Origin of the sequence: Streptomyces coryli (assembly GCF_011044975.1) — a bacterium.
Classification (GTDB): Bacteria; Actinomycetota; Actinomycetes; order Streptomycetales; family Streptomycetaceae; genus Streptomyces; species Streptomyces coryli.
Genome location: NZ_JAAKZV010000190.1, coordinates 1 through 16,231 on the forward strand (window position 1 = coordinate 1; position 16,231 = coordinate 16,231).

Genomic DNA, 16,231 nt, shown 5'->3' on the forward strand with positions numbered 1-16,231 from the left:
CCCCGTACCCCGCCCCGCCCCGCGTCCCGCTCCTCGGCCGCTGGCTGACGCACTACGCGGAGCGCGCCCGCGTCCCCGGTTCCTGCCTGCTCCTCCCCATGACCGGCCTCCTCACCCGCCACTGGACCACCGGCCAGAGCCACTTGGAGGACCAGCACCTCGGCGCCCTCCTCGCCTGGATCCGCGGCGAGGACCCCACCCACGCAGAACTCGCCCGCGACGCCCGCGGCCAGCTCCTCGTCCCCCCGGCGGGCCCGGCCACCGACCCCGCCTTCGACAACCGCCTCCTCGCCCCGGCGATGGCGCGTTACGACGCCGGCGTGCCGGGCGCCGAGAAGGAGATCGCCGACCTCCTCCACACCGTCCTCCACCCCACCTGGGACGCCGTCTGGACCGGCCTCGACCTCCTCCGCGAGCTCCCGGAGGCCCCCCGGGCCGCCGCCCGCTGGCGCGGCGACCGCTGGTCGTACACCGGCCACCGCGACCGCGTCCGCGCCGGCGAACCCCCGCAGCCGCGCCGCGACGACGCCGTCACCGCCGCACGTAAACTCGCCTCCCGCGAACGCGCCCAGGCCGAACTGGACGCCCAGGAAGCCCTGGACGACCCCCTCGTCATGGCGGGCAGACGCCTCACCGGCGAGGCCTTCGCAGGCGAGGTGACAGACGTCGTCATGGCGTACTCGGAGGGCAAACGCCCCCGCCCCCGCCCGCTGCTCACGTTCCGCACGGCCGACACCCCGCACGCCGCGGCCGGCACCCGCGTCTACCGCGACACGGAGAGCGGCAAGCCGCAGACGGCGGAGGTCGTCTCGTACGAGCCCGGCGACCCCGCCACAGACACCCCCGCCGAACTCACCCTCCGCCTCACCGACCGCATGGGCCGCGGCAAGGACCCCGACCCGGGCAGCATCCCGGACCCCGGCGAGCGCCTCTGCTTCACGCTCTTCGAACACTCCCCCCGCGGCGGCCCCGGCCTCCCGGACCCGGAGGACACCCCGTGGACGCACGGCGGCCCGCCGGGCTCGCTCACGGCGGAGTCGGCGGACCCGCCGACGGCGGAAGACTTCCTGTGACGCCCCGGAGCGACCGCACGCCACCACCCCGGCCCGCACCCGAAGACCCCGCGCCCGGCGCAGCGGAGGACCGATGACCACGACCACCACCCAGCCGAACCCGGCCGCGACCGCGGCCACCGCCGCCACCGCCGCCACCGCCGCCACCGCCGCCACCGAAGCGATCCTGGCCGACGTCCTCGACGGCGGCCATCGCGGCGTCGTCGTCGACTCCCCGCCCGGCGCCGGCAAGACCACCCTCGTCGTCTCCGCCGCCCAGCGCATCGCCGCCACCGGCCGCCGCCTGATGATCGTCGCCCAGACCAACGCCCAGGTCGACGACCTCGTCGACCGCCTCGCGACGGCCGCCCCCGACCTCCCCATCGGCCGCCTGCACAGCAGCGACCCGCACCCGTACGACCCGGTCCTCGACGACCACGAGCACGTCCGCCCGTCCTCCTCGCTCTCGGACCTGGCCGGCCTCCCCGTCACGGTCTCCACGGCCGCGAAATGGGCTTACGTGAAGTCCGCCGACCTCGACGAGCGCTGGCCGCAGGCGATCGTCGACGAGGCGTACCAGATGCGCTCCGACGCCCTCCTCGCCGTCGGCGGCCTCTTCGAACGAGCCCTGTTCGTCGGCGACCCCGGCCAACTCGACCCCTTCAGCGTGGTCGGCGCCGACCAGTGGGCCGGCCTGTCGTACGACCCGTCCACCAGCGCGGTCACGACCCTCCTGGCCCACAACCCGGACCTCCCCCAGCACCGCCTCCCGGTCTCCTGGCGCCTCCCCGCCTCCGCCGCGCCGCTGGTCTCGGAGGCCTTCTACCCGTACACCCCGTTCCGCGCAGGCACCGGCCCGGACGACCGCCACCTCTCCTTCACCACCCCGCCCGCCGACACCCCCGCCGACCACGCCGTGGACGAGGCGGCCGCCTCCGGCTGGGCGCTCCTCGAACTCCCCGAGGCGGTCACCCCCCGCACCGACCCGGAGGCCATCGCCGCCGTCGCCGACGTGGTCCGCCGCCTCCTCGACCGCGAGGGCGAGACCCGGAGCGAACGCGGCGGCCCGACCCCCCTCACCGCCGACCGCATCGCCGTCGGTACGGCCCACCGCGACCAGGCCGCGGCGGTACGGGCGGCCCTCGCCACCCGCGAGGTCGAGGGCGTGACGGTCGACACCGCCAACCGCCTCCAGGGCCGCGAATACGACGTCACCGTCATCCTCCACCCCCTCTCCGGCCGCCCCGACGCCACCGCCTTCCACCTGGAGACCGGCCGCCTCTGCGTCCTGACCTCGCGCCACCGCCACGCCTGCATCGTCGTCTCCCGCGCCGGCATTCCGGCCCTCCTGGACGCCCATCCGTCCACTGAGCCGGTACGGCTCGGGGCGCCGGTGAAGTTCCCGGACGGCTGGGAGGCGAACCAGGCGGTACTGGCGCACTTGGCGCGGCACACGGTGCGCTGAGAGGCTGTCGCGGACCAGCCGCTAGCATGGCTGGCGACTGATGACCAAGCGGCGGTGGCGCAATGGCGACGCAGCAGGTTTAGGTCCTGTGGCCCCTTACCGGGCTTGAGGGTTCGAATCCCTCCCGCCGCACCGATGATGGCCGGCCGCGCACATCCGCGGCCGGCCATCGCCGTCTCCTGGCCACCCGGTCGCGGGCCCCGGGAATAAAACGGAGCCTGTCTCCAGTTCCCCTCCCCGTAGCGGCAGAACCACCTGGAGGCGCACGCATGCCACCCACCGTCCCACTCTCCGTCCTGGACCTCGCCACCGTAGGCACCGGGCGCACCGCCGCACAGGCGCTGCAGACGTCCGTAGAGCTGGCGAAGCTCACGGACCGAAGGGGGTTCAGCCGCTTCTGGGTGGCCGAGCATCACTCGATGCCGGGGGTCGCCAGTTCCTCCCCCGCCGTGATCCTGGCGCACCTCGCCGCGCACACCGAGCGGATCCGCCTCGGCTCCGGCGGCGTGATGCTGCCGAACCACGCGCCGCTGGTGATCGCCGAGCAGTTCGGGACCCTGGAGGCGCTCGCCCCGGGCCGTATCGACCTCGGCCTCGGCCGCGCGCCGGGCACCGACGGCGCCACCGCCGCCGCACTGCGCCGCACCGATCACCTGAACCAGGGCGCCGACGACTTCCCGGAGCAGCTCGCCGAGCTGACCCGCTTCCTCGACGACGACTTCCCGGCGCGGCATCCGTACGCCCGTATCCACGCCGTCCCCGGCCCGGTCCAGGGCACGGCCGACGGCGGCGTGCAGAGCAGTGACCGCCCCGACATCTGGCTGCTGGGCTCGTCCGGTTTCTCCGCGCAGCTGGCGGGTCAGCTCGGCCTGCCGTTCGCCTTCGCGCACCACTTCTCGGCCGCCAATACGCTCCCGGCGCTCGAGCTGTACCGGGAGAGCTTCCGCCCATCGAAGGCGCTCAGCGAGCCGTACGCGATGATCGGCGCCTCCGCGCTGGCCACGGACGACGCGAAGGAGGCGTACCGGCAGGTGCGCACGCACGCGCTGTCGATGGTGCGGCTGCGGACCGGCCGGCCCGGCCTCGTCCCCTCGCCCGAGGAGGCCGAGGCACACGCGTGGAGCCCGATGGAGGAGGAGTTCGCGTCCTCCTGGCTCTCCAATGTCTCGTACGGGACCCGCGACGAGGTCCGCGAACAGCTCGACGCGCTCGTCGCCCGCACCGGCGTGGACGAGCTGATGATCACGAGCAACGCCCACGACGGCGCCGTCCGGGTCCGCTCGTACGAGCTCCTCGCCGACGCCTACGGCCTGCCCACCGCCCCCAAGGGCGACTAGCTCAGCACCAGCAGAATGGCCAACGCCCCCAGCAGCGAGTCGATCCGGTCGAGCAGACCCCCTGCCCCAGCCAGCCAGCTGCCGGAGTCCTTGACCCGGGCACCTCTTTTGATCATGGATTCGAGGAGGTCGCCCGCCGGGCCACCGACTGCGACAGCCACCGCCATCGGCCAGCTCAGCGCGGACAGTACGGCGAGGACGCCGATGCCGGCCGCGGCGCCGGCGAGGGTGCCGCTCCAGCGCTTGGCCGGGGACAGGGGCGAAAGGTGTGGCCCGCCCAGCCGTTGGCCGGCGAAGTACGCGACGATGTCGGCCGCCGAGACCGCCACGAAGAGCGCCAGCGCGGTCGCCCCCAGCGACGGGAGCGCGGCGAGCACGCTCAGCCAGGCGAGGCCGAGCAGGCCGGATCCCAGCCGGCGCAGGCCGTCGTCGGCGTCGCCGGACAGCAGCGGGACCGCGGCCATCGCCAGCGCCCCGGCCGCAGCCACCCGCAGCAGCTGTCCGGGCTCCAGCCAGGCGGCGAGGATCACCCCGGCGACCGCCGCGGCCAGGACCGCGCGGTCCGTCCGGGTCAGCCGCAACAGGGCGCCGAACTCCAGCGCCGCGACCACCCCGGCCGCGAGGGCGACGACGGCGGCGCCCGGACGGCCCCACCAGAACGCCGCGGTGATCAGCGGCACTCCGACCGCCCAGGCGCACCACCGGATCAGCAGCTCGCGGCGCCGGGACACCGCCACCGCGATGCCACCGAGCACCAACGCCCCGCCCAGGTAGGGCGCAAGGGACGCGACAGTGATCATCGGCTGGAGCCGGCGTACACGGCACGGCCCGGTCGCAGCGCCTCCAGGGCGGCGCGGCAGGCGGCGACGATGCGCGCGTTCTCCGCGGTGTCCCGGACCGCGATGCGCACGGTGCGCCCCTCGTAGCCCGGCGACAGCGGTGACAGGTCGCGCAGATAGACATCGTGGCGGCGGCACTCGCGCACCAGTTGCGCGGCGCTCGGCCCATCGGACGGCAGGGTGAGGGAGAGGAAGTTGGCCGCGGATTCCTCGATCGCCACCTCCGGGTCCAACTCGCCGAGTTCGCCGGCCAGTTGCCCACGCAGCACGTGGGTGCTCAGCCAGCGCTCGCGGTAGTACGCCGGATCGCGCAGCGCCGCCACGGCGGCCAGCTGCGCCGGAAGGCTGACCGGCCAGGGCGGCGTCCAGCGGCGCACCTCCGCCGCCGTGCCCGGCTCGGCCACCAGATACGCGGCCCGCATGCCGGACAGGGCGTACATCTTCGACAGCGAGGTGCAGACGACCACCCGCGGGTCGGTCACGGCGAGGCCGGCGAGCGACTCGTCCAGGCCCACGTAGCCCAGATACGCCTCGTCGATCCACCAGCGGGTACGGGCGGGCGCGGCGGCGATCACCGAGCGCAGCTCGGCGGCCGGAGCGTGCCGTCCGGTCGGGTTGTTGGGATTGACCAGCACCACGAGGTCGTAGCCGCCCGCCGCGACGGCGGCGGCCAGCCGGTCCGGATCGATCCGCCAGCCGTCCTCCCGCCGCAGCGGCAGCCGGTCGACCCGGCAGCCGATCACCCGCTCCGTAACGTGCGCGTACTCGCCGTAGCACGGGTCGGTCATGAGCACCCGGCTCTCCGGGGTCAGCCACCGGCCGAACGCCCGGAAGATCAGATCCGAGGAACCGGCGCCGACCGCAAGGGTGTCCACCGGCAGCACCCGGGACGCGGCGATCTCACCGAGCAGGCCATCGGCGCCGGTCGGCGGCGACGTCCGCGCCGCCCAGGCCGGGTCCTCGGCGAGCGCCGCGAGCACCCCGGGGGCCGGCGGGAACCAGGCGTCGAGCACATCCGCGGCGACGATCCGCCCGCGCCGGTCGAGCGTACGGAAGTCCGTGCCGATCGCGGCGAACGAGGCACCACCGTGCTCGCAGCCGTCCGCCCGCGGCGTGAACGCCATGTCGAGGCGCCAGTCGACCGCGGACCGCAGCCGCTCCAGCGTGCTGCCGTACCGCTCCATCGTCAGCTTCGTCAGCTCGCTCACCGCGCCGGTCAGCACCTCGAAGGTCACGGCGCCGCTGTGGACGGTGCGGCCCACCGGCCGCAGGCCGACGGCCTGATACATGGCGAGCAGTTCGCTGCGCCCCATCGCCACCACCCGCCGGCCGCCCCGGGAGGCGATCCACCGCAGCGCCGCGTGCATGAGCAGCGGCGCCGCCACGGTGGACCGCCAGCGCGGCTCGACGGTCAGGATGCGCACCTCGAACACATCGCTGCCGGACAGCAGCGGAAGTTCGTCGCGGGTCAGGTACTTGTCGAGGCCGTACCGCCCCACCCAGGGCGGCGTCAGGCTGACGAAGCCGATACGGGCGGCGCCGCGCGCCGCGACCAGGTAGACGTTGTCGCCGTCGAGGCCGTCCCGCAGCCGCCCGGCCGGATCCGGGGCGTGCTGCCCCAGCTCCTCGGCGTACACGCGATGGCGCAGTTCATGGATCCACTCCAGATCCTCCGCGGTGGCACTGCGCAGCTGCAGCAGATCACGACTCATGAGCACCTCTCTCGATACGGGGCCCATCGTGGTGCGCGCTGACCAGCCCGGACAGGGGCGAACGACGGAGCCGGCCTGAGTACCCGTACTCAGGCGGTCCCGCAGTCCGATAACGAAGGCCCTCAGACCGTCGACACGCCTTCCACGCCGATCAGCGCGGACACCCGCTCGGCGGCGACCGCCCGCGAGTAGAACCAGCCCTGCGCCGTATCGCAGCCGATGCGGCGCAGCCGCTGCGCCTGCTCTTCGCTCTCGACGCACTCCGCCGTCACCGAGATGCCGAGCTGGTGGGCGAGGTGGACGAGGGCCTCGACGATCGTTTCGTCGGCGGGGTTGGGGTGCTCGGCCGACCGGAAGCCGCGGACGAAGGAGCCGTCGAGCTTGAGGGTCGTGACGGGCAGCCGGCTCAGGTACGCCAGGTTCGAGTAGCCCGTGCCGAAGTCGTCGATGGCGATGCCGACGCCCATCTCGTGCAGGTCCTGCAGCGCCTGCAGCGGCCGCCCCGCCGAGCCCATCACCGCCGACTCGGTCAGCTCCAGCTGCAGCAGCCCGGGCGGCAGCCCGGTCTCCTCCAGGATGGCCGCCACATCCGCGACCAGGTCGGAGTCCCACACCTGCCGTACGGCCACATTCACGCTGACGAAGACCGGCTCGTGCGGCCGGGCGAGCTGCCACTCGCGCGCCTGCCGGCAGGCGGTCTCCAGGATCCACCGCCCCAGCGGGACGATGGCGCCGTTTTCCTCAGCCAGTCCGATGAAACGATTTGGCGCCAGCACGCCCAGCGTGGGATGCCGCCACCGTACGAGCGCCTCCACGCCCCGCACCGCGCCGTCGCCGAGGCCGACCAGCGGCTGGTACTCCAGCGCGAACTCGCCGCGCTCGACGGCGGGCCGCAGCGTCGAGGAGAGCGCCTGCCGGGTCATCCGGTGGGCGTTGCGCTCGGGGTCGAAGAGGGTCCAGCGGGCCTTGCCGTCGGCCTTGGCCCAGTACAGCGTGGTGTCGGCGGCCTGCATCAGGGCGGTGGCCGTCGTGCCCGTGGCCGCCCGCTCCACCACCCCGATCGACGCCGACAGCGCGAGCCGCTGCCCGGCGATGTCGAAAGGCTTCTGCAGCGCGGTCAGCGCGTCCCCGGCGAGGTCGCAGAGCTGGTCGGTGCCGGTGGAGTCCTCGACGAGGACGGCGAACTCGTCGCCGCCGAGCCGGGCCACGAGATACCCGCCCTCCGCCGCGATGTCGGTGAGCCGGCGGCCGACGGCGGTGAGCAGCCGGTCGCCGACGCGGTGGCCGAGGGTGTCGTTGATCGCCTTGAAGCCGTCGAGGTCGAGATAGGCGAGTCCGATACGGCCGCTGCCCTGCTCGCGGGCCGCCTCCAGGGCGGCGGCGAGGCGCTCGAAGAACAGCGCCCGGTTGGGCAGCCGGGTGACCGGGTCGTGCATCTGCAGATGGCGCAGCCGGGCGCGCAGCTCGCGCGGCTCGCTGATGTCGGCGACGGAGAGCAGCGCGCCGCCCTCGGCGAGCGGGGTGACGGTCACGTCGTACCAGGCCGGATTGCCTTCCGAGGCCTTGAGCCGGCGGCTGACCCGCAGCTGCGGGCGGCGGCCCTGCAGCACGTCGAGAAAGCAGCCCCAGGTCCAGGAGTCGTCGCGGAGCGCGCACAGCTCGGCGGCGGAGCTGCCGGCGAGGCCGTCGGGCAGGTCGGCGCCGAAGAGCGCGATGAGTCTGTCGTTCGCGGCGCGGACCAGGCCGTCGCTGCCGATGACCGCCATCGCGAGGTGCGCGGTGTCGAAGGCCGCGCGGAAGTCGTCCACGGGTGCTGCCGCCACGAGATGACGTTCCGTGACCGTCTGCAGGGTGGTTCCGGGCCCGCAGACGGACCCGGGGGGAGTTCCGTTCACCGCTTGCTCCCGTCCGTGGGGAGTTCGTATCGAGTCGCCACCGCCTACTTAAAGTAGGCCGATCATAGAGGCTTTGCGACGGACCGTTCCAGCAACACGTCGCCGAGGCAGGCACCTTATCGGTGGACCATGCCCGAAGCCGTCCGAATCTGTCTGCGGCCGCACGTCACCCGATCGATTGTGACGCAGCGTAGCCCCACTTGGTTGCACTTCCCGAAAACCCCGTCACCCTTCCGGTGCATCGGAACAGGACGAATCACCCCGTATCGACACAGGGTGGGCTTAATCCGTTCCGAAGCGAAGCCTGCGAGGTCGATGTGGGGCAGTCAGAGATATCCGGGGTCCGGGCCGGCCACCGGCGGCAGCGCCCGCGCCGGCTGCGCGCGGGTCTCGCCGTGGGCGGCGTCATAGGCGCCGTGGCGGCCGGCTCCCTGATATCCGCGTCCGCGGACGCCGACGTGCCCCGCCCGTGCGCCCTCACGCGCACCGACGCGCACCACTCCGAGGGCGTCTCCACCTGGAACGCCGACTACCCCAAGCCGCAGAAGAACCTGCGCGCCGCGATGGTCTTCCTGTCCTTCCCGGACTCCGAGCCCGTCACCACCCCGCGGGAGCTGGCCGCGGACCACTTCCCGGCCACCTCCGAATTCTTCGAGAAGTCGAGCTACGGCCGCTTCAAGCTGCACGCCGAGCCGCAGCGGCAGTGGATCGAGATGCCGCGCAAGTCCACCTCGTACGGCATCCAGCGCGACTGGGCCCCCGACAAGCGCGCCCGCTATCTGCGCGACGCCATATCGGCCGCGGACAAGCAGACCGACTTCAGCGACTACGACGTCGTCTACCTGGTCGCCGACCCGGACGCCCCGGGCGTGGACTCCGACGCCACCAAGGTCGTCAACTTCGACCAGCCGATGATCGCCGACGGCACCGCGCTGCGCCGTATCGTCACGGTCTTCGAGCAGCACCCGCCGGACCGCAACGTCCTCGCCCACGAGACAGGCCACGTCTTCGACCTGCCGGACCTCTACCACCGCCCCGAGGACGGCAAGGGCGACTGGGACACGTACGTCGGCGACTGGGACCTCATGGGCAGCCAGTTCGGCCTCGCCCCCGAGCCCTTCGGCTGGCACAAGTGGCGGCTCGGCTGGATCGCCGACGGCCAGGTGGACTGCGTACGGCAGCGCGGCTCCAGCACCCACGCCATCGCCCCGCTGTCGCGCACCGGCGACCGCGCCGCGCTGCGCTCGACGCGGCTGGTGGTCGTACGGACCTCGAAGACCTCCGCGCTGGCGATCGAGGCCCGGGAGCGCTCCGGCAACGACTCCCAGTCCTGCACCGAGGGCGTGCTGGTCTACCGGGTGCAGGCCGAGGCGGCCTCCGGCACCGGCCCGATCGAGGTCCTGGACGGCCATCCGGGCAAGGAGGCCTGCTGGGACACCTCGGTCTACCCGGACCTCGCGGACGCCCCGCTGGGCGCCGGCGAGAGCATGAACCTGGCCGCCGACGGGGTGCGGGTGACGGTGACCGGGCGGGGCCCGGGCGGCGCCTGGAACGTACGGGTGGACCGCCGCTAGCCGCCCGCAGGACTTGCGCCCGGCCGCTGCCCCTCGGCCCGGGCGCAACGGGAAAGGCCCCTCGCTTCGCGCGAGGGGCCTTTCACTCTTTCAACAACACAGCACGTACGCCGTCAGGGACTCGAACCCCGGACCCGCTGATTAAGAGTCAGCTGCTCTAACCAACTGAGCTAACGGCGCCTGGTGACGTGAAAACTCTAGCACCCGGTCGCCCGAGATCGAAAATCCATTACCGCGGGGGGTGGGATCGGGGGCGGCCCCGGCCCCCGCCGCGACCTGCGCACGGGCCTTGGTGCAGGCCCAGAGCAGCACCTGCGGCCCCGGCAGCCAGGGATAACGCACCTCGGGCGCGACCAGCCAGCGCACCCGCGGCTCGCCCGCAGAAGCGCCCTCGCCGCCCGGCTCGGGCCGCCGCAGCGGCGGGATGGTCACGGCGTCCCCGGGACCGTGGCACAGCGGCGCCGGTACGTCGCGCGCCCCGTCGCCGCGCCCCCACTCCTCCCAGCGCAGCAGGGCCGGCAGCCGGTCGGCGGTGCCCGGGGCGGCGAAGATCATGATGCGGTCGGGCAGCGCCGCGACGGGCCCGCTGCCGGGGCCGTCGGTCCACAGCAGGTCCAGGACCCGGCGGGCGAAGAGGTCGGGGAGGCTGACGACGTCGAAGAGGCTGCCGGTGGGGAGCACCGTCGGCGCGGTGGGCCGGGCGCTCCACAGGGCGCGCACGCTGCGCGGGAAGGGCGAGGCGGAGGTGAGCCAGGCGGCGCCGGACGGGGTGACGTCCGCGGCCGCGGAGGCGGTGGTGGTCCCGTTCCCCCGGGGCGAATCGTTGGTCATGCCAATACGATCGCGAGGGCCCGCGCGCCACCTTCCCGGATCGCCGGAAACCAGGACAGGGCGGGGATTCCGGGGGTAACCTCCCCGCCCGCGCAGCGCCCGTCAGGCGTCGGTCTCGGGGTTCTCGCCGCTCTTGATGAGGTCCCGGCCGAACTCGATCATCCGCTCCGCGTAGTCCACCGACCAGTCGGCCCGCTCGGCGACGGCGGCCGGCGACAGCCGGTCGAAGCGGCGCGGGTCGGCGAGCTGGGCGGCGGCCACCGCCTGGTACTCCAGCGCGCGGTCCGTAGCGGCCCGGAAGGCGAGCGCGAGGTCGGTGGCGCGGGCGAGCAGCTCGCGCGGATCCTCGAGCGCCTCGAGGCCGAAGAAGTGCTCGGGGTCGGTGACGGCCTCGGGGGGTTCGAAGATGAGCGAGGCGGGGCGACGGGGCGTCTTGCGGTGAGCCTCCGGCTCGGTCATGCGCTTCCTCCTGAGGGTGGACCACCAACCATTGTCCCCGCCCCCGCAACCCCGCACGGCAAAGGCCCCGGCCGATGCGATCGCATCGGCCGGGGCCTTGCTCCGGTACGCCGTCAGGGACTCGAACCCCGGACCCGCTGATTAAGAGTCAGCTGCTCTAACCAACTGAGCTAACGGCGCCTGCGAGAGAAATACTACCTGCTCCGGAGGGGTGCTCCTGACCACGGCACCCTCGTGGGCTCAGAGCGCCAGGGACAGCAACAGCGGCGACGCCTTCTTGCTGAGCGCGTCCGTGGCGGTGCGCAGCCGGTGGGCGTGCTCGACCGGCAGCGACAGCGCCAGACAGCCGACCGTGCTGCCCGCGGTCAGCGGCACGGCGGAGCAGACCGTGCCCAGTGCGTACTCCTGGAGATCCAGCGCCGGGACCGAGGCCGGATGCCGGTCCAGGGAGGCCAGCAGCGCGCGCTCGTCCGTGATCGTACGAGAGGTGAGCCGGGCCACCTTGTGCCGCGAGAGGTGGTCGCGGCGGGCGTCGTGGTCGAGCTGGCCGAGGAGGCACTTGCCGATCGCGGTGGCGTGGGCGGCGGAGCGGAAGTCGACCCACTCGTTGACCCGCGGCGTGGCGGGCCCGTCCGCGTACTGGTCGACGCTGATCTCGCCGTCCGTGTACCGGCAGATGTACACCGCCGCCCCGGCCGCGGACCGCAGGTCGTCCAGCGACCGCTGCAGCTTCTCCCGCAGCGCCCGCTCGCGGTCGGTGGCGGAGCCGAGGAGCAGGAGCGATTCGCCGACCACGTACGCGCCGTCGGCGACCTGCTCGACGTATCCCTCACGGCGCAGCATCAGCATCATGTGCGCGAGATGACCGATGGGCAGCCCGGTCTCGCGGGCCAGCTGGGCGTCGGTGACTCCGTCCCCGTGCCGGGCTACGGACTCGAGCACGCGGAAGGCATGCTGCACCGAGTGGAACGGCGCCGTGGGTTCCGGCTTGACGGCCACAGCATCCCCCTGACCGAGCGTGACGCGGCGATAACACAACCACGATAGCGACGAATATGCGCAAGGCGAGCGGCAGTTGCCCACAAAACCAGGCGCGCTCCCGTCCGCTGACGGGAGCGCGCCTGATGGCATATGCCCCGGCCATAGGCCGGTTTGCCGAGACTCAGAGAACCGCGCTCAGGAACTCCCTGGTGCGCTCATGCTCCGGCTCACTGAAGATCTTCTCCGGCGCCCCGGACTCGATGACCTTGCCCTCGTTGAACATGAGTACGTCATCCGAGATGTCGCGCGCGAATCCCATCTCATGGGTGACGCAGAGCATGGTGATGTCCGTGGACCGTGCGATGTCCCGGAGCAGGTCGAGGACGCCGGCCACCAGCTCCGGGTCGAGAGCCGAGGTGACCTCGTCGAGGAGCAGGATCTGCGGGCGCATGGCCAGCGCACGCGCGATGGCGACACGCTGCTGCTGGCCGCCGGAGAGCTGGCTCGGGTACTTGTCGAGGTGCTCGGTCAGACCGACCAGCTCGAGCAGCTCCCGGGCGCGCTCGTCCGCCTCGTCCTTGTCCAGCCCCAGCACATGCACCGGCGCTTCGGTGATGTTCCGGAGCACCTTCATGTTCGGGAAGAGGTTGAACTGCTGGAACACCATGCCGATGTTCTTGCGCACCTCGCGGATGTGCGACTCCCCGGCGTCCACGAGCTTGCCGTCCTTCTCCTCGTGGAAGAGGTACTGGCCGCTCACCTTGATGGTGCCCTCTTCGGGCTTCACCAGGGTCATCAGCGCCCGCAGGATCGTGGTCTTGCCGGATCCGGACGGGCCGATGAGGGTGATGTGCTTGCCGGAGTTCACGCTGAAGTCCAGCTGGTCCAGCACGACATTGCTGCCGTAGCGCTTCGTCACCTTGTCGAAGCGGATGAGCTCGCTGCCGTCGACGGCCGGGTTCTCGGTTTCGTTCTTACTTGAGGACAAGGCGACGCTCCAGGGCTCTCATAAGCAGGGATGCCGGGTACGCGATGACGATGAACGCGACTCCGACGAAGGTCAGGGCTTCGGTGGTGAAGGTCTCGTTGCTGAAGCCGCGGGCTTCGCCCAGCATGTCCAGCGCGCCGATCATCGCGATCATCGGCGAGTCCTTCAGCATGGCGATGACGTAGTTGCCCAGCGCGGGCACCACGCGGCGGATCGCCTGCGGCAGGATCACGGCCTTCCAGGTGTGACCCTTGGACAGGCTGAGGGCGGTCGACGCCTCCCACTGCCCGGTGGGCACACCGTCGATGCCGGCTCGGTAGACCTCGGCCGTGTAGGTCGAGTAGTGCAGGCCGAGGCCGACGATGCCGGTGGTCAGCGGCGACATCGAAGGGCCCCACTCCGGGACCACGTAGAAGAGGAAGAACAGCTGCACCAGCAGCGGGGTGTTGCGGATGAACTCGGTGACGACCGTCACCGGCCACCGGATCCACTTGAGCTCGGAACGCTGGGCCATGGCCCAGACCAGGCCGAGCGCGAAGGCGATCAATGTGCCCAGCGCCAGCGCCTGGAGGGTGATGAGCACCCCGTCCCAGAAGCGCGGCATGAAGTCGTCGACGACTCCCCAGTCGAATGTCATCCCGCACCTCCTGCACCGGCGGTGCCGGCTCTCGCCTGGTCCAACTCACCCTTGGGGCTCAGCTTGCGGGTGAGGATCGTCCTGCCCTCCGGCGCACGGCCCACACCGGCCTTCGCCTTGCGCTCCAGCATCCGCATGCCGCGGGTGAGGATGAAGGCGAGGACGAAGTACAGCACCAGCAGCAGCGTGTAGATCGGCATGCTCTCGTTCTTGGACAGCCGGACGAGGTTGCCCGCGAACGTCATGTCGGCCACGGTGATGACGGACACCAGCGCGGTGCCCTTCATGAGCTCGATCAGCAGGTTGTTGAACGGTGGCACCATCTCGGGCCAGGCCTGCGGCAGCTCAATGCGGCGGAGCCGCTGCATCCGCGTGAAGCTCAGCGCGATCCCCGCCTCGCGCTGCGCCGGCGGCACGGCGGCAAGTGCGCCGCGGACGATCTCGGACCCGTACGCGCCATACGTCAGGCCGAGCGCGAGCACACCCGAGAACATCGGCACGAACTGCCAGCCGAGCATCAGCGGGACGACGAAGGCCATCCAGAACATCATGATCAGCGCGGACATGCCGCGGAAGATCTCGAAGTACGTGCCCGCCAGGAAGCGCACGATCCAGAACCGCGAGGTGCGCAGCGTGCCGATGACGAAGGACACGACGCCCGCGAGCACGGCGCTGTACACGAGCACCTGGATGGTGATCCAGATGCCGGGGAGGAACCACTCGAAGAAGAACTTTGACGTCATCATCAGCCGCACAACTCCTTCGCGGTGAGGTCCGTCATCTCCGCCTTCGTGAAGCCGAAGGGCTTGACGATACGGAGCAGTTCACCACTGTCCTTGAGCTTGTGCAGCTCGCGGTTGAAGGCATCACGCAGGTTCTTCTCGGCGGGCCGGAAGGCGAAGCCGCCGGCTCCGTAGGCAGGCTTCCCGTCCACGTACGGCTGGAACGGCTTCGTCGCCTCGGCCTTGGCCGATCCCTTCACCACGCCCTGAACGGTGACGTTCGTGCCCGCGAAGGCGTGGACGCGCCCCTGGGCAACGGCTTCGAGGCCCGCCACCTGGTCGGGGAGAATGAGAATGTCCTTGATGCCGTGGGCCTCCGCGTAGGCGATCTCGGCGTACGCGGTGCCGCTGGCCAGCTTCAGGCCCTTCTTGGCGATGTCCTCATAGTTCCTGATGCCCTCCGGATTGCCCTTCTTGACGATGAAGGCGTCCTTCATCAGGTAGTCCGGGTCGGAGAAGATCACCTGGGCGCAGCGGTCCGGCTGGATGTACATCCCCGCGGAGACCACATCGAACTGCTGGACCTTCAGGCCCGGGATCAGCGCACCGAACTCCACGGGCACGGCCTCGATCTTCGGCACGCCGAGAGCCTTGAAGATGCGCTTGGCGATCGCGGGCGCCTCTCCGGTGGCCTCACCGTCCTCGTCGAGGAAGCCGAACGGCGGCTCACTGGCGATGCCTACCTTGACCATGCCGCGATCCCGCAACTCCTCCAGCAGGTCGCCCCCCTCGACGCTCTCCCCCGCCTCGGCCCGACTGCAGCCGGCGGCAGCGCCCATCGCGGCCACTGCCCCCACAGAAGCCGTTCCTGCAAGCAGAGATCGGCGACTTAGGCGTCTATGTGTGATTCCGTTGTAGTCGTTCTCATGTGGTGGAGCCATGGCCGCGCGACTACCCGACTTGGCTGAAGATATGCCGAGCGTTTTCAGCCTGCGATCTCGCCGTGACCATGGCCGTCGAGGGAGGTACGAGCTGTGACCGACCGCTTCATCGAAGTTTCGCTGGCCAAAAGGGGCGTGACCTGCACGGCAAAGCTTCTGCAGGACCGCGCGCCGATCACCTGCGAGGCCGTCTGGAACGCCCTTCCGCTGGGGGGCGACGTCTATCACGCGAAGTACGCCCGGAACGAGATCTACACCCTCATCCCCACCTTCGCGCCCTCCGAGCCCCCGCTCGAAAACCCGACCATCACGCCCATTCCGGGCGATCTCTGCTATTTCACCTTTACGGACACGCAGTTGGGCACGAAGTCGTACGGCTACGAGCAGGCGGCGGCCGGCTACGAACAGTCGGCGGCGCATCAGGGGCGGACCCAGGTCGTCGACCTGGCCCTCTTCTACGAGCGCAACAACCTGCTCATCAATGGTGATCAGGGGTGGGTGCCCGGCATTGTGTGGGGCACGATCGTCGATGGGCTCGATCGGATGGCTGAAGCGTGTCAGGACCTGTGGCGGGCGGGGGCGTTGGGGGAATCGCTCCGGTTCGCGCGGGCGTAGGCCGCACCGCACGACCGTAGGGCCGGCGGCAGATCGGGCGGGCGGCTTGGCATCGGATGGTGACGGCCGCGCCGCCGGGTCCGGAGCGGCTCGGTGCCGGTGAGTTGGCCGGTTACGGGAGGAGTGGGGCGGCGGGGCGCCCTTTGCTCGCCGGGTGCGGCCTGGGCGGCTGGCGGTGGGTTG

Annotated in this window: 15 protein-coding genes and 3 tRNA genes; 6 read left to right on the forward strand and 12 right to left on the reverse strand. The window is 71.6% G+C overall.

The genetic code is table 11. The features are described from left to right. The 4 genes from G5C51_RS30550 to G5C51_RS30565 form a co-directional block, all read left to right on the forward strand. The coding region (locus tag G5C51_RS30550; protein ID WP_165241980.1) for a hypothetical protein at positions 1-1,073 on the forward strand (1,073 nt) is incomplete at its 5' end. Positions 1,074-1,146: 73 nt separating this feature from the next. Continuing rightward, entirely contained in the window at positions 1,147-2,517 is a 1,371-nt protein-coding gene (locus G5C51_RS30555) for an AAA domain-containing protein (RefSeq protein ID WP_165241982.1), read from the forward strand. A 48-nt stretch (positions 2,518-2,565) separates the two neighbouring features. After that, positions 2,566-2,649, forward strand: a tRNA-Leu gene (locus G5C51_RS30560). A gap of 137 nt (positions 2,650-2,786) precedes the next feature. Further along, positions 2,787-3,854, forward strand: a complete 1,068-nt coding sequence (locus G5C51_RS30565) for an LLM class flavin-dependent oxidoreductase (protein WP_165241984.1) — start codon at positions 2,787-2,789, stop codon at positions 3,852-3,854. On the opposite strand, the gene G5C51_RS30570 is transcribed toward G5C51_RS30565, so the two are convergent. The 3 genes from G5C51_RS30570 to G5C51_RS30580 form a co-directional block, all read right to left on the reverse strand. Next, on the reverse strand, positions 3,851-4,654 hold the full coding sequence (locus G5C51_RS30570) for a phosphatidate cytidylyltransferase (RefSeq protein ID WP_206314510.1): 804 nt from the start codon (positions 4,652-4,654) through the stop codon (positions 3,851-3,853). The genes G5C51_RS30565 and G5C51_RS30570 overlap by 4 nt on opposite strands. Further along, positions 4,651-6,405 (reverse strand): histidinol-phosphate aminotransferase family protein, encoded by a 1,755-nt coding sequence (locus tag G5C51_RS30575; RefSeq protein WP_165241986.1) that lies wholly within the window; start codon positions 6,403-6,405, stop codon positions 4,651-4,653. Before G5C51_RS30575 ends, G5C51_RS30570 begins: the two co-directional genes overlap by 4 nt. Before the next feature lie 122 nt (positions 6,406-6,527). Next, positions 6,528-8,255 carry a putative bifunctional diguanylate cyclase/phosphodiesterase gene (locus tag G5C51_RS30580; RefSeq protein ID WP_206314513.1) on the reverse strand — a complete coding sequence of 576 codons (1,728 nt, stop codon included), beginning with the start codon at positions 8,253-8,255 and terminating at the stop codon, positions 6,528-6,530. A gap of 362 nt (positions 8,256-8,617) precedes the next feature. Between G5C51_RS30580 and G5C51_RS30585 the strand changes: the two genes are divergently transcribed. Beyond that, complete coding sequence (locus G5C51_RS30585; RefSeq protein WP_420824874.1) at positions 8,618-9,874, forward strand: M6 family metalloprotease domain-containing protein; 1,257 nt, start codon at positions 8,618-8,620, stop codon at positions 9,872-9,874. Between the two features lie 106 nt (positions 9,875-9,980). Here G5C51_RS30585 and G5C51_RS30590 read toward each other — a convergent pair. The 9 genes from G5C51_RS30590 to ehuB form a co-directional block, all read right to left on the reverse strand. Then, positions 9,981-10,054 (reverse strand) — tRNA-Lys (locus G5C51_RS30590). After that, positions 10,016-10,705, reverse strand: a complete 690-nt coding sequence (locus G5C51_RS43325; protein ID WP_240930050.1) for a bifunctional DNA primase/polymerase — start codon at positions 10,703-10,705, stop codon at positions 10,016-10,018. Before G5C51_RS43325 ends, G5C51_RS30590 begins: the two co-directional genes overlap by 39 nt. A 102-nt stretch (positions 10,706-10,807) precedes the next feature. Continuing rightward, entirely contained in the window at positions 10,808-11,164 is a 357-nt protein-coding gene (locus tag G5C51_RS30595) for a hypothetical protein (RefSeq protein ID WP_165241988.1), read from the reverse strand. A gap of 106 nt (positions 11,165-11,270) precedes the next feature. After that, positions 11,271-11,344: transfer RNA gene (locus G5C51_RS30600), tRNA-Lys, on the reverse strand. A 60-nt stretch (positions 11,345-11,404) separates the two neighbouring features. After that, positions 11,405-12,163: an IclR family transcriptional regulator domain-containing protein gene (locus G5C51_RS30605; protein WP_165241990.1), complete on the reverse strand. Its 759-nt coding sequence runs from the start codon at positions 12,161-12,163 to the stop codon at positions 11,405-11,407. 163 nt (positions 12,164-12,326) lie between these two features. Next, positions 12,327-13,133 carry an ectoine/hydroxyectoine ABC transporter ATP-binding protein EhuA gene (ehuA, locus tag G5C51_RS30610; RefSeq protein ID WP_165241992.1) on the reverse strand — a complete coding sequence of 269 codons (807 nt, stop codon included), beginning with the start codon at positions 13,131-13,133 and terminating at the stop codon, positions 12,327-12,329. After that, positions 13,120-13,770, reverse strand: a complete 651-nt coding sequence (ehuD, locus tag G5C51_RS30615) for an ectoine/hydroxyectoine ABC transporter permease subunit EhuD (RefSeq protein WP_165241994.1) — start codon at positions 13,768-13,770, stop codon at positions 13,120-13,122. Before ehuD ends, ehuA begins: the two co-directional genes overlap by 14 nt. Continuing rightward, entirely contained in the window at positions 13,767-14,516 is a 750-nt protein-coding gene (ehuC, locus tag G5C51_RS30620; protein WP_165241996.1) for an ectoine/hydroxyectoine ABC transporter permease subunit EhuC, read from the reverse strand. The genes ehuD and ehuC overlap by 4 nt, the downstream gene beginning before the upstream one ends. Then, positions 14,516-15,433, reverse strand: coding sequence for an ectoine/hydroxyectoine ABC transporter substrate-binding protein EhuB (ehuB, locus tag G5C51_RS30625; protein WP_165241998.1), 918 nt, complete (start codon positions 15,431-15,433; stop codon positions 14,516-14,518). Before ehuB ends, ehuC begins: the two co-directional genes overlap by 1 nt. Before the next feature lie 93 nt (positions 15,434-15,526). On the opposite strand from ehuB, the gene G5C51_RS30630 reads away from it, so the two are divergent. Further along, positions 15,527-16,048, forward strand: a complete 522-nt coding sequence (locus G5C51_RS30630) for a DUF3830 family protein (protein WP_165242000.1) — start codon at positions 15,527-15,529, stop codon at positions 16,046-16,048. Positions 16,049-16,231 lie beyond the last annotated feature (183 nt).

Coding starts and splice junctions, on each gene's coding strand:
- G5C51_RS30570 (WP_206314510.1), bottom strand. CDS start 4,654: ATGATCACTGTCGCGTCCCTTGCGCCCTACCTGGGCGGGGCGTTGGTG.
- G5C51_RS30555 (WP_165241982.1), top strand. CDS start 1,147: ATGACCACGACCACCACCCAGCCGAACCCGGCCGCGACCGCGGCCACC.
- ehuC (WP_165241996.1), bottom strand. CDS start 14,516: ATGATGACGTCAAAGTTCTTCTTCGAGTGGTTCCTCCCCGGCATCTGG.
- ehuB (WP_165241998.1), bottom strand. CDS start 15,433: ATGGCTCCACCACATGAGAACGACTACAACGGAATCACACATAGACGC.
- G5C51_RS30565 (WP_165241984.1), top strand. CDS start 2,787: ATGCCACCCACCGTCCCACTCTCCGTCCTGGACCTCGCCACCGTAGGC.
- ehuD (WP_165241994.1), bottom strand. CDS start 13,770: ATGACATTCGACTGGGGAGTCGTCGACGACTTCATGCCGCGCTTCTGG.
- G5C51_RS30575 (WP_165241986.1), bottom strand. CDS start 6,405: ATGAGTCGTGATCTGCTGCAGCTGCGCAGTGCCACCGCGGAGGATCTG.
- G5C51_RS30595 (WP_165241988.1), bottom strand. CDS start 11,164: ATGACCGAGCCGGAGGCTCACCGCAAGACGCCCCGTCGCCCCGCCTCG.
- G5C51_RS43325 (WP_240930050.1), bottom strand. CDS start 10,705: ATGACCAACGATTCGCCCCGGGGGAACGGGACCACCACCGCCTCCGCG.